11 protein-coding genes are annotated in these 11,627 nt (G+C 61.1%); 10 read left to right on the forward strand and 1 reads right to left on the reverse strand.

Annotated elements, in window-relative coordinates; all coding sequences use genetic code 11:
• Positions 1 to 31: 31 nt before the first annotated feature.
• Positions 32 to 1,606 (reverse strand): helicase HerA-like domain-containing protein, encoded by a 1,575-nt coding sequence (locus AC1RMF_RS02655; RefSeq protein WP_493139302.1) that lies wholly within the window; start codon positions 1,604 to 1,606, stop codon positions 32 to 34.
• 57 nt (positions 1,607 to 1,663) lie between these two features.
• On the opposite strand from AC1RMF_RS02655, the gene AC1RMF_RS02660 reads away from it, so the two are divergent.
• From AC1RMF_RS02660 to AC1RMF_RS02705, 10 genes are read left to right on the forward strand one after another with little or no spacing between them, the layout of a single operon-like run.
• Complete coding sequence (locus AC1RMF_RS02660; RefSeq protein WP_342617712.1) at positions 1,664 to 2,383, forward strand: YebC/PmpR family DNA-binding transcriptional regulator; 720 nt, start codon at positions 1,664 to 1,666, stop codon at positions 2,381 to 2,383.
• 8 nt (positions 2,384 to 2,391) lie between these two features.
• Complete coding sequence (gene purD / locus AC1RMF_RS02665; RefSeq protein WP_493139305.1) at positions 2,392 to 3,684, forward strand: phosphoribosylamine--glycine ligase; 1,293 nt, start codon at positions 2,392 to 2,394, stop codon at positions 3,682 to 3,684.
• A 29-nt stretch (positions 3,685 to 3,713) separates the two neighbouring features.
• On the forward strand, positions 3,714 to 4,328 hold the full coding sequence (locus AC1RMF_RS02670) for a 1-acyl-sn-glycerol-3-phosphate acyltransferase (protein ID WP_493139307.1): 615 nt from the start codon (positions 3,714 to 3,716) through the stop codon (positions 4,326 to 4,328).
• A 5-nt stretch (positions 4,329 to 4,333) separates the two neighbouring features.
• On the forward strand, positions 4,334 to 5,260 hold the full coding sequence (hemF, locus tag AC1RMF_RS02675) for an oxygen-dependent coproporphyrinogen oxidase (RefSeq protein ID WP_493139309.1): 927 nt from the start codon (positions 4,334 to 4,336) through the stop codon (positions 5,258 to 5,260).
• Positions 5,257 to 5,871 carry a nicotinate (nicotinamide) nucleotide adenylyltransferase gene (gene nadD, locus AC1RMF_RS02680; RefSeq protein WP_493139311.1) on the forward strand — a complete coding sequence of 205 codons (615 nt, stop codon included), beginning with the start codon at positions 5,257 to 5,259 and terminating at the stop codon, positions 5,869 to 5,871. Before hemF ends, nadD begins: the two co-directional genes overlap by 4 nt.
• A complete protein-coding gene (gene rsfS / locus AC1RMF_RS02685; RefSeq protein WP_493139313.1) occupies positions 5,871 to 6,569 on the forward strand; it encodes a ribosome silencing factor in 699 nt (232 codons plus the stop codon). Before nadD ends, rsfS begins: the two co-directional genes overlap by 1 nt.
• 8 nt (positions 6,570 to 6,577) lie before the next feature.
• On the forward strand, positions 6,578 to 7,045 hold the full coding sequence (gene rlmH / locus AC1RMF_RS02690) for a 23S rRNA (pseudouridine(1915)-N(3))-methyltransferase RlmH (RefSeq protein ID WP_493139315.1): 468 nt from the start codon (positions 6,578 to 6,580) through the stop codon (positions 7,043 to 7,045).
• 48 nt (positions 7,046 to 7,093) lie between these two features.
• Positions 7,094 to 7,687, forward strand: a complete 594-nt coding sequence (locus tag AC1RMF_RS02695; RefSeq protein ID WP_493139317.1) for a Maf family protein — start codon at positions 7,094 to 7,096, stop codon at positions 7,685 to 7,687.
• Entirely contained in the window at positions 7,687 to 9,168 is a 1,482-nt protein-coding gene (gene rng / locus AC1RMF_RS02700; protein ID WP_342617704.1) for a ribonuclease G, read from the forward strand. Before AC1RMF_RS02695 ends, rng begins: the two co-directional genes overlap by 1 nt.
• Positions 9,169 to 9,190: 22 nt before the next feature.
• The gene (locus AC1RMF_RS02705) at positions 9,191 to 11,623 is read left to right on the forward strand and encodes a glycosyltransferase family 4 protein (protein WP_493139319.1); all 2,433 of its coding nucleotides are present in this window, start codon (positions 9,191 to 9,193) and stop codon (positions 11,621 to 11,623) included.
• Positions 11,624 to 11,627: the final 4 nt, after the last annotated feature.

Below are 11,627 nucleotides of genomic sequence, written 5' to 3' on the forward strand. Positions count from 1 at the left end.
CCCGGGGTGACATTGCCAGGCCATCGAGGGTTTAGCGGCGGCTAGAGCCGAATATGCCTCCGAGCACGCCGCGGATGATCTGCCGGCCGACTTCCCGGCCTATGGAGCTGGCCGCACTCTTGATGAGCTGCTCGCCCGCACTGGCGCGGGTGCGGCGGGTTCCGCCACCCAGCAGGTCGCCAAGCCCGTCCAGCAGGCCGCGTTCCTGTACCGAGGCCGTCGCTGCCGCGCCGGATGTCCCTTGGCCGGACGGCGTGGAAGCTGCCTGTGCGGTTGTGGTCTGGTTGGCAGGCGCCATGCGTGAAACCGTGCGCCCCTTGAGTGCCTCGAATGCGGATTCCCGGTCCACTGCCTTTTCATACACGCCGGCAACGATGGAGTTGTCCAGCAGCTCCTTGCGCTGCGCCGCGGTGATGGGGCCGATCTGGCTGGCCGGTGGAACCACGAAAGCACGTTCGGTCAGGGCGGGACGACCTTTTTCATCCAGCAGGCTGACCAGGGCTTCGCCCACCCCCAGCTCGGTAATGGCTGTGGCCACATCCAGCCCGGGATTGGCGCGCATGGTCTCGGCCGCGGCCTTGACGGCCTTCTGGTCGCGCGGGGTGAAGGCGCGCAGGGCATGCTGTACCCGGTTGCCCAACTGGGCCAGCACCGAGTCCGGGATGTCCAGCGGGTTCTGCGTCACAAAGTACACGCCCACGCCCTTGCTCCGCACCAGACGTACCACCAGCTCGATGCGTTCCAGCAGCACCTTGGGCGCGTCGTTGAAGAGCAGGTGGGCCTCGTCGAAGAAGAACACCAGCTTGGGCTTGTCCAGATCGCCCACCTCCGGCAGCGTCTCGAACAGTTCGCTCAGCATCCACAGCAGAAAGGTGGCGTAGAGGCGCGGCGCGTTCATGAGCTTGTCGGCGGCCAGGATGTTGATCACACCCCGGCCATTGCTGTCGGTCTGCATGAAGTCGGCAATGTTGAGCATGGGCTCGCCGAAGAAGCGGTCGCCACCCTGGCTTTCCACCTGCATCAGTCCGCGCTGGATGGCACCGATGCTGGCGGCGCTGATGTTGCCGTATTCGGTGGTGTAGGTAGCGGCGTTGTCGCCCACATGCTGGCACATGGCGCGCAGGTCTTTCATGTCCAGCAGCAGCAAACCGTCGTCGTCGGCAATCTTGAACACCAGCTGCAGCACGCCTTCCTGGGTTTCGTTGAGGTTGAGCATGCGCGCCAGCAGCAGGGGGCCCAGGTCGCTGACCGTGGCCCGCACCGGATGCCCTTGCTCACCGAACACGTCCCAGAGGGTGGTTGGGTAGGCCTGGAAGGCAGGTTCTTCCAAGCTACGTTCCTTGAGGACCTTGGCGAGCCGGTCCGTCAGGCTGCCAGGTTGCGAGATGCCGGTGAGGTCACCCTTGATGTCGGCCATGAAGACCGGCACGCCCAGGTTGGAAAAGCCTTCGGCCAGGGTCTGCAGCGTGATGGTCTTGCCGGTTCCGGTGGCGCCGGTGATCAGGCCGTGGCGGTTGGCTTTGTCAGGACGCAAAAAACACTGGACGGGGTTCTTGGCCTGCGCATGCTGGGCAACCAGTATGCCCTCCGGGTTGTTCTGAGGCATGGGATTCCTGAAAAGTACAATTCCGCCGTAGCGTAACGAATTTTTAAAGGATTTCGCGTGGCAGGACACAGCAAATGGGCCAATATTCAGCACCGCAAGGGTCGTCAGGACGAGAAGCGGGGCAAGATCTGGACGCGCATCATCCGTGAAATCACCGTTGCCGCCCGCGCAGGTGGGGGCGACCTCAGCGCCAATCCCCGACTGCGCCTAGCCGTCGAAAAGGCCAAGGCCGCCAACATGCCGGCTGACCGGGTCAAGTACAACATCGATAAGGCCACGGGCAATGCCGAAGGCGTGAGCTACGAGGAAATCCGCTACGAGGGCTACGGCATTGGCGGCGCCGCCATCATTCTGGACACCATGACCGACAACCGCGTGCGTACCGTGGCCGAAGTGCGCCACGCGTTCAGCAAGCACGGTGGCAACATGGGTACGGAAGGCTCGGTGGCATTCCAATTCAAGCATTGCGGACAATTGATATTTGCTCCGGGCACCAGTGAAGACAAAGTCATGGAAGTGGCGCTCGAAGCCGGTGCTGAGGATGTCATTACTGATGAGGATGGTGCGGTCGAGGTGCTGACCACCCCTTCTGATTTCGAGGCGGTCAAGGCTGCGCTGGAAGCGGCGGGCTTGGTGGCCGAAGTGGCAGGCGTCACCATGCGCCCCGAGAACACCATTGAACTCAGCGGAGAAGACGCCGAGCGCATGCAAAAGTTGCTGGACGTGCTGGAAGATCTGGACGACGTGCAAGAAGTCTTCCACAACGCTGCTCTGTAAAGGTCCTTATGAAAGTACTCGTAATTGGTGGCGGAGGCCGTGAGCACGCGCTGGCCTGGAAACTGGCGCAGTCGCCCAAGGTGCAAATGGTGTACGTGGCACCGGGCAATGGCGGCACGGCCACCGACCCCCGGCTGGAAAATGTGCCGATTACCGACATCGTGGAGCTGCGCAACTGGGCGCAGGAAAACAAGATTGCATTGACTGTTGTCGGCCCCGAAGGCCCCTTGGCAGCCGGCGTGGTGGACGAGTTCCGTGCCCACGGCATGCGCATTTTCGGCCCGACCAAGGCAGCTGCGCAGTTGGAAAGCTCCAAAGCCTTTTCCAAGGCGTTCATGCGCCGCCACGGTATTCCGACTGCCGAATACGCCACATTTTCCGACCCTGCTGCGGCGCACGCCTATGTGCGCAAGATGGGCGCGCCTACCGTGGTCAAGGCCGATGGCCTGGCCGCCGGCAAGGGCGTGGTGGTGGCGATGACGGAGCAGGAAGCCCACGAGGCGATCGACTTCATGCTGGTGGACGACACGTTGGGTGTCACCCACAACGAGGGCGGCGCCCGCGTGGTGGTGGAGGAATTTCTGGAAGGCGAAGAGGCCAGCTTCATCGTGCTGTGTGACGGCAAGAACGTATTGGCCTTGGCCACCAGCCAGGACCACAAGCGGCTGCAGGACGGCGACCAGGGGCCCAATACCGGCGGCATGGGTGCCTATTCGCCGGCACCCGTGGTGACGCCCGATGTACACGCCAAGGCCATGCGCGAGGTGATCCTGCCCACCATCCGTGGGATGGAAAAGGACGGTATTCCGTTCACCGGTTTTCTGTATGCAGGGCTGATGATTGACGCACATGGTCAGCCCAAGACGCTGGAATTCAACTGCCGCATGGGCGACCCCGAGACGCAACCCATCATGATGCGCCTCAAGACCGACCTGGTGGATGTGCTGTGGGCCGCTACGGAGCCCGGACCGCATGGCAAGCTCGATGAGGTGGAGCTGCAATGGGACCGGCGCGCGGCTTTGGGCGTTGTGCTGGCAGCCCCTGGCTATCCGCTGAATCCGCGCAAGGGCGATGCGATCACCGGCATTGGCGAGCATACCGAGGACTGCGCAGTTTTCCACGCAGGCACCGTGCTGAAGGATGGCGTCCTGCAGACCTCAGGCGGGCGCGTGTTGTGCGTGACAGCGCTGGCCGACAGCTTGCGCCAGGCTCAGCAGAAGGCCTATCAGGTGATCAAGGATATTCACTTCGATGGCATGCAGTACCGCACCGATATTGGCCATCGGGCGCTCAAGGGCTGAGGCGTTGCGTCCAGCGTTGGAGTATTCGCGTGGCAGATGACTTTCCCCGGCCGCTTCCGGTACAACTGCCAGGCAGCCGTCTGGCCCGCTGGGTTTTTGAAGCCATAGGCTGGAGCATCCAGTTTGATGGTCTTCCGTCCAGGCAGGGTGTGATGGTGGTGTATCCGCATACCAGCAACTGGGATTTCGTTTATCTCCTGATTGCCAAATGGACGGTCGGCATGCAGCTGCGCTTCTGGGCCAAGGACTCACTGTTTCGCTGGCCCTTGCTGGGTCACTGGATGCAGTGGCTGGGCGGGGTGCCGGTGGACCGGCGCTCACCCCATGGCGTCGTAGGGCAGATGGTACGAACCATCCAGCAATGCCGGGAAGAAGATGGTTACTTCTGGCTGGCTCTGACACCCGAAGGCACACGCAAATGGACGCCTGGCTGGCGCAGCGGCTTCTATCAGGTGGCGCTGGCCGCGAACGTGCCCGTGGGAATCTGCAGCGTGAACTACCGCGAAAGGCGGGTGTATGTCTCCCACTTTTACCACCTGACGGGTGACGTGCAGGCAGACATGGAACATATCGCAAACGCTTTTCAAGGTGCCGTTGGCAAGCACCACGCGCAAGCTGCGCCCATACAAATCATGGAGAAATAGGCTTGATGCCGTCCGAATCCACACTTTCACCGGTCGTCGTACGCGACTACCTGATGGGACTGCAAAGCCGCATTACCCAGGCCATCGCCGACGTCGATGGCACACAGTTTCTTGCAGACCCATGGGAGAAGGCGCCGACTGAGCCTTTGCAGGGTCGTGGCATTACCAAAATATTGGAGAACGGCAACGTCTTTGAGCGTGCCGGCTGCGGGTTTTCGCATGTGCTGGGCCCCAAGTTGCCGCCCAGCGCTACCCAGCATCGCCCGGAACTGGCCGGTGCTCCTTTTGAGGCCATGGGTGTCTCGCTGGTGTTCCATCCCCGCAATCCGTATGTTCCCACGGTGCACATGAATGTGCGCATGTTGATGGCCAAAGCACAAGATGGGGCCCTCGTTTGCTGGTTTGGCGGCGGCATGGACTTGACGCCCTACTATGGGTTTGAAGAGGATGCACGTCACTTTCATCGGGTCTGCAAGGATGCGTTGGACCCGTTTGGCAGCGACAAGTACCCACGCTTCAAGACCTGGTGCGATGAATACTTTTTCCTCAAGCACCGCAACGAACCCCGTGGTGTGGGGGGCGTGTTCTTTGACGACTTTTCCGAGCTGGGCCAATCGGGCAGCTTTGACATGCTGCGTGCCGTGGGTGACGGATTTCTGGCGGCCTATCTGCCCATTGTGGAACGGCGCAAGAACACGGCCTACGGCGAGCGCGAGCGCGCGTTCCAGCTGTATCGGCGTGGGCGCTACGTGGAATTCAACCTGGTATGGGACCGGGGCACGCACTTCGGCCTGCAGTCCGGCGGGCGCACCGAGTCCATACTGCTGTCCATGCCGCCCCACGCCACCTGGTCGTACCAAACGGTGCCCGAAGCCGGGTCGCCAGAAGCTGCGTTGTACCAGGACTTCCTGGTGCGCCGGGAGTGGGTGTGAGTGGCTTGAAGGCCCAGCGAGTCGGCTTGTTTGGTGGCGCATTTGACCCACCGCACCGGGCGCACGTTGCGCTGGCTCAGGCGGCCATTGAGCAGCTGAACCTGGACGTGTTGCATGTGGTTCCCACCGGACACGCCTGGCACAAGCAACGCACCTTGACCGAAGCCCGGCACCGCCTGGCTATGTGCCATCTGGCATTCGCCAATGTGTACCGTGCCCTGGTAGATGATCGTGAAATCATGCGCAGTGGCCCGACCTACACCATCGATACGCTCAGGGAACTGCAGGCCATTTATCCCCAGGCGCAGCTCTATCTCGTGATGGGTGAAGACCAGGCCAAGGCACTCCCGAGCTGGCACCGCGTGGAGGAGTTGGGGGGCACTGCTATAATTTGTGTAGCTTCACGCTCCGATTCGAACGTTGCCACGGCTATGTCCAGCAGCGGTTCCGCACTGCGAGGCGCTGTTTTTCAGCCCGTGCAGATGCCTCCCAGCCCTTTGAGTGCCACCGAAATCCGCGACAAATCCGCCCGCGGACAAAGCGTTGCGCCTCTGGTCTTTGAGTCCGTTGCGCGTTATATTGACCAACACCACCTCTACCAATCAGCCTGATGACCACTTCTACCGTTGCCAAAAAAGACACCCAAAAGCTACAGCGCGCCATTGTTGATGGCCTGGAAGACGTCAAGGCGCAGGACATCGTGGTGTTTGACACGGAACACCTGTCACCCCTTTTTGAGCGGGTCATCATTGCCTCCGGCACCTCCAACCGCCAGACCAAGGCGCTGGCCGCCAGCGTGCGCGATGCGGTGCGTGAAGCCGGATTTGCCAAGCCCCGCATCGAGGGTGAGGACAACGGCGAGTGGATCATCGTGGACTGCGCACAAGTCGTTGTCCACATCATGCAACCCAACTTCCGCCAGTACTACCACCTGGAAGAGCTGTGGGGTGAAAAGCCCGTGCGCCTGAAGCTGGGTGCCGCCAAGCCCACCACGCTGGTGAAGGCCGAAGGTACGCCCGCAGCCAAGGAAAAGGCACCCACGACGCTCAAGCGCTCCAACGCCGCCAAGAAGGGCGTTGCCGAGGCCTTCCCGTCCAAGGCTCAGGTGAAGAAGAACGAAGCGGCAGCGGCCAAGAAGACTGCTGCCAAGAAGGCTCCTTCCAAGTCCACCACTGCCACAGCGCCGGCCAAGAAGGCCGCAGTGAAGACGGTTGCCAAGACGGTCGTGGTCAAGGCGCCCGCCAAGACCGTGGCGCGGACGGCAGCCAAAAAGGCCGCGGCCAAGAAGCCAGCCAGCCGCAAGGCCTGATTGCACCTGTGCGACTGCTGATTGTTGCGGTCGGACTTCGGGTGCCCGATTGGGCGCAGACGGCCTGGGATGATTACGCCAAGCGCTTTCCCCACGAGATCAAGGTCGAGCTCAAGGCGGTAAAGACCGAACCCCGCGGTTCCAAGACACTGGATACGCTGTATGCGGCCGAACGGGCACGCATTGAGGCTGTCATTCCCAAAGGGTGCCGCATTGTCGTGCTGGACGAACGTGGCAGCAACCTGACGACCATGGCGCTGGCAGGGCGCCTGAAGGACTGGCAACTGGGCGGCGGTGATGTGGCCCTGGTGATTGGTGGCCCGGACGGCATAGACCCAGCCTTCAAACAAGCTGCGCATGAGCGCATCCGTCTGTCAGACATGACCTTGCCGCATGCGTTCGCGCGCGTCTTGCTGATTGAGCAGTTGTACCGGGCGTGGTCCATCAACGCCAACCACCCCTACCACCGCGAATAATTGCCGCTGCCGGTCATGGCACCCGGCCACGCCTCTACACTCTTGCCCATGCCGCGTTTTATCTATCTTGCCTCCCAAAGCCCTCGCCGCAGCCAGCTGTTGACGCAATTGGGCGTTGCCCATGAATTGCTGCTGCCTGGTGCAGAAGAAGATGCCGAGTCGCTGGAGGAAGTACTGCCAGGTGAGGCGCCCAAAGCCTACGTGCAGCGGGTCACGCGCTTGAAGCTGGAAGCTGCCCTGAAGCGCTTGAAGGCCCGTGGCTTGCAAGAGGCACCCGTGCTGTGTTCGGACACGACGGTCGCTCTGGGGCGGACCATCTATGCCAAGCCAGCGGATGCAGCGGATGCTGTACGCATGCTGCAGGCCTTGTCCGGACATACGCATAGAGTCTTGACGTCTGTCGCTATTGGCTGGAGTGGTAAGCAGGCACAGGCGTGCAGCGAGTCACGGGTGACGTTTGCGCCTATGACCGCGGCCGAGATTCAGGCTTATGTGGATTCGGGTGAACCCATGGGCAAGGCCGGTGCCTACGCGGTGCAGGGGAGGGCGGCGGCTTACATTTCCCGCATCAGCGGCAGCTACACTGGCATCATGGGATTGCCACTGTACGAGACCGCACAACTACTCAAGGGATGCGACTGATGCCAAACCAGCACGACATTCTGATCAATTGGGCACCGCAGGAAACCCGTGTTGCCATTGTCGAAAACGGTGCCGTGCAGGAGTTGCACGTAGAGCGCACGCTGGAGCGTGGGCTGGTCGGCAATGTGTACCTGGGCAAGGTGGCCCGCGTGCTGCCCGGCATGCAGTCTGCCTTCATCGACATCGGTCTGGAGCGCGCCGCTTTTCTGCACGTGGCCGATGTGTGGCATCCGCCGCAGGATGGCGAGACCATCAGCGCTGCACGCAATGCGTCGGCACAGATTCCCATCGAAAAACAGGTGTTCGAGGGACAGGCGCTGATGGTGCAGGTGATCAAGGATCCGATTGGAACCAAGGGCGCACGGCTGTCCACCCAGATCAGCATTGCCGGTCGATTGCTGGTGTTTCTGCCGCAGGATGATCACATCGGGATTTCGCAACGCATTCCGCCGGCCCAGCGGGAGGAGCTGCGTGCACGCATGCTCAATCTGGCCGGCAGTGAGGGCGGGGGTTTCATCCTGCGTACCAATGGTGAAGACGCCAGCGACGCCGAACTGGGTGACGACATACGCTATTTGCGCAAGGCCTGGGCACGCATCAAGGACGCCTCCGTACGCTTGCCGCCGCAAAGTCTGCTGCATCAGGACCTGAACCTGATGCAGCGCGTGTTGCGCGACCTGGTCAGCGAATCCACGCAGACGATACGGGTGGATTCCCGCGAGCAGTTCGAACTGCTCAAGACCTTTGGCGCCGAGTTCATGCCCATGGCCGCCGAAAAGCTCCAGCACTACAAGGGTGAGCGCCCCATCTTCGACTTGTTCTCCATCGACGAGGAAATTGCCAAGGCGATGGCGCGCCGGGTGGAACTGAAATCTGGCGGTTACCTGATCGTGGACCAGACTGAGGCTCTGACCACGGTGGATGTGAACACCGGTGGCTACGTGGGTGCGCGCAATTTTGACGACACCATTTTCAAGACCAATCTGGAGGCGGCCCAGGCGATCGCTCGCCAGCTGCGGCTGCGCAATCTGGGCGGCATCATCATCGTGGACTTCATCGACATGGCGCGCGAAGACCACCGGGAAGCGGTGCTGGCAGAGTTCCGCAAGCAGTTGGCGCGCGACCGCGTGAAGACCACGGCCGGTGGTTTTTCCCAGCTTGGGTTGGTGGAGATGACGCGCAAACGCACGCGCGAATCTCTGGCACACATGCTGTGCGAGCCTTGCCCGGTATGCGAGGGCAAGGGCATAGTGAAGACCGCGCGCAGCGTGGCCTACGACATCTTCCGCGAGATATTGCGCGAGGCGCGCCAGTTCAATCCGCGCGAGTTCCGTGTGGTGGCTTCGCCCAAGGTGATCGAATTGTTCCTGGACGAAGAGAGTCAGCACCTGGCGGGCTTGAGTGAATTCATCGGCAAGCCGGTGTCGCTGCAAAGCGAGGCGGCGATGGCGCAGGAACAGTACGACATCGTGCTGCTGTGACACAAAGCAGGAGCAGCACGGTTTGCGCATAGCGGTCCTCAGCAGAAATTTTTCCAGCACCGGTGGAGGTGCCGAGCGCTATGCCATTGCACTGGTGGAACAGCTCGCTCCCCGCCACGAAGTGCACGTCTTTTCGCAGACTATTGCGCACCAGTTTCCTGGGGTGACCTACCACACGGTCCCCTTGCCCATGAAACGGCCACGCTGGATCAACCAGCTGTGGTTTGCCTACGCAACCTGGAAAGCCACGCGATCGGGCTTTGACATCGTGCACTCGCACGAAAACACTTGGCATGGCAATGTGCAGACTGTTCACGTGCTGCCGGTGAAGCACACCTTGTTTGACGGCAAGACAGGTGTGGCCAAGCTGCTGGGCTGGGCCAAGGTGGTCACCAGTCCGCGATTGCTGGCCTATCTGTGGCTGGAAAAAGCCCGCTACGCGATTGCGCCACGACGCACCGTCATCGTTACTTCGGACTGGCTACGTCAGGTGATGGAGCGTTGCTTCCCACAGGTTCGGACGTCCCTGAAGATGGTGGCGCCTGGTGTCACTGGAGTACTCGCTAGCGCTGATCTGGATGAGAAACGAACTGCACGCGCCGCACTGCAACTGCCCAAGGCAGGGCAAGGGCTGCTTTTCGTGGGCAATGATTTTCGCAAGAAGGGTTTGCCCACGTTGTTTCAAGCCTTGCTAGGTTTGCCTGACATCTGGTTGGCAGTAGTTGGTCAAGGTGAGCAGGACGCCGCCATGCGGCAGATGGCATCCGAGCTGCACTTGACGGAGCGTGTGCATTTTGTGGGCGCGTTGCAGCAAATGGATACCGCCTATCGTGCGGTCGATTGCCTGGTGCATCCCACGCTGGAAGACACGTATGCAATGGTGGTGCTGGAAGCGATGTCGCATGGCTTGCCCGTGGTGGTCAGCGGTCCGCGCTACTGTGGCATCGCGGCAGAGTTGACGGCTGGCTTGAACGCCGTTGTGTTGCAGAACCCCCAATCGGCGCAGGAAGTCCGGCAGTCCATAGCTGGAATTTTGCGCGACCCTTTGGCGGCCTCCGCGCTGGGCAACCATGCCAGGGCGTTTGCCGCGCAACATACCTGGCAGCAGGTCGGCCAACAACACGAGCAGATTTACCAACGGGTGGCACCGCGCTTTCAACAGCGCTGGCTGGTTCTGTCGCATGCGTTCAACATGGACGGTCGTGCCGCAAGCCAGACCATTACCGACAAGCTGCCCCATCTGGAAGCAGCGGGCATTGAACTGGTGGTACTCAGCGGTGTGTCGGGACGACAGGATGCCTGGTATGAGCACTATCAGGTGTGGCCTGTGGGTCCGGCAGGCATTCGTTTCGAGCTACGCCACGTGATGCGAAAGCATCTGGGGCCGGGCATGGGCTACCGCGCAGTGATGCTGTTGGCTTCTTTGGTACTTCTGCCATTCATGTTAGTGGAAAAGCTGCTGCGACCGGTGGAGAGCTCCTGGTCCTGGTGGCTGAGCGCGTACATCAAAGGACTGCTTTTGCTGCGCGCGCGCAAATTTGACCTGATCTATTCCACGGGTGGAGCATTTGCCGCCCATGTGGGCGCGGCGGCACTGAAGCGAGCCACGGGTGTGCGCTGGTTAGCCGAGGTGCACGACCCCATGGTGACACCCGGCTCCGTGCCAACGACACCGCAGCAGAAGATGCAGGCGCGCGTGGAAACAACCATATGCCGAGAAGCCGATGTGGCCATATGGTTCACGGAAGCGGCACTCGCAAGCGCCAAACGGCGTAATCCGGAGCTGGGTGAGCGCGGCCACATGATGTTGCCCGGGGTTGATGCTCCGGCTTTTCAACTGGAGCCCTACAAGCCCACTTCGAAGTTTGTCATCGGGCATTTCGGCTCCCTGTCGGAAACCCGAAACCTCAGTCTGGTGATATCCGCGATGGACCAGCTGATGGACGAAATTCCCGCCTTGGTTGGCGTGATGGAGTTGCACGTGTACGGTGGACCGCTGGACCATATATCCGATGCGGCAAGGCAAAATGCCAAGTATGGATTCCTGCGGCATTTTGGTCGCATAGAAACCGACCCGGTTACTGGCAAGAGCGGGCGAGAACAGATTCTGCAGAAGATGCGCAGTGCCGATGTGCTCTTGCTTCTGCACGGCATCGAGCCCATTTGCGCCGAGTACATTCCGTCCAAGATGTATGAATATCTCTGGATGCAGCGGCCCATATTGGCGCTGGTGTATTGCAATACGCAGATGGCGGACATGCTGGTGTCGTCAGGCCATAAGGTGTGTTTCACGGACTTCGAGGCACAGTCGAACGACATGACTGCGTTGAAGGCGGCGATAGTGGAGTTGCATGCCCATTGGGCGAACAAGACGCTGGAAGACAACGCTCTTCAAAGCCCCTACTCGACGCTGCGGGCTGTGGACCAGATGCTTGGATGGCTTTCAGGCCCATGACGCC

Source organism: Rhodoferax sp. GW822-FHT04A08 (genome assembly GCF_058801025.1).

What these genes read in the sequence shown, in the direction of transcription:
- AC1RMF_RS02695 (WP_493139317.1), top strand. Translation starts at nt 7,094, where the DNA reads ATGCCGCGTTTTATCTATCTTGCCTCCCAAAGCCCTCGCCGCAGCCAG.
- purD (WP_493139305.1), top strand. Translation starts at nt 2,392, where the DNA reads ATGAAAGTACTCGTAATTGGTGGCGGAGGCCGTGAGCACGCGCTGGCC.
- rng (WP_342617704.1), top strand. Translation starts at nt 7,687, where the DNA reads ATGCCAAACCAGCACGACATTCTGATCAATTGGGCACCGCAGGAAACC.
- hemF (WP_493139309.1), top strand. Translation starts at nt 4,334, where the DNA reads ATGCCGTCCGAATCCACACTTTCACCGGTCGTCGTACGCGACTACCTG.
- rsfS (WP_493139313.1), top strand. Translation starts at nt 5,871, where the DNA reads ATGACCACTTCTACCGTTGCCAAAAAAGACACCCAAAAGCTACAGCGC.
- AC1RMF_RS02655 (WP_493139302.1), bottom strand. Translation starts at nt 1,606, where the DNA reads ATGCCTCAGAACAACCCGGAGGGCATACTGGTTGCCCAGCATGCGCAG.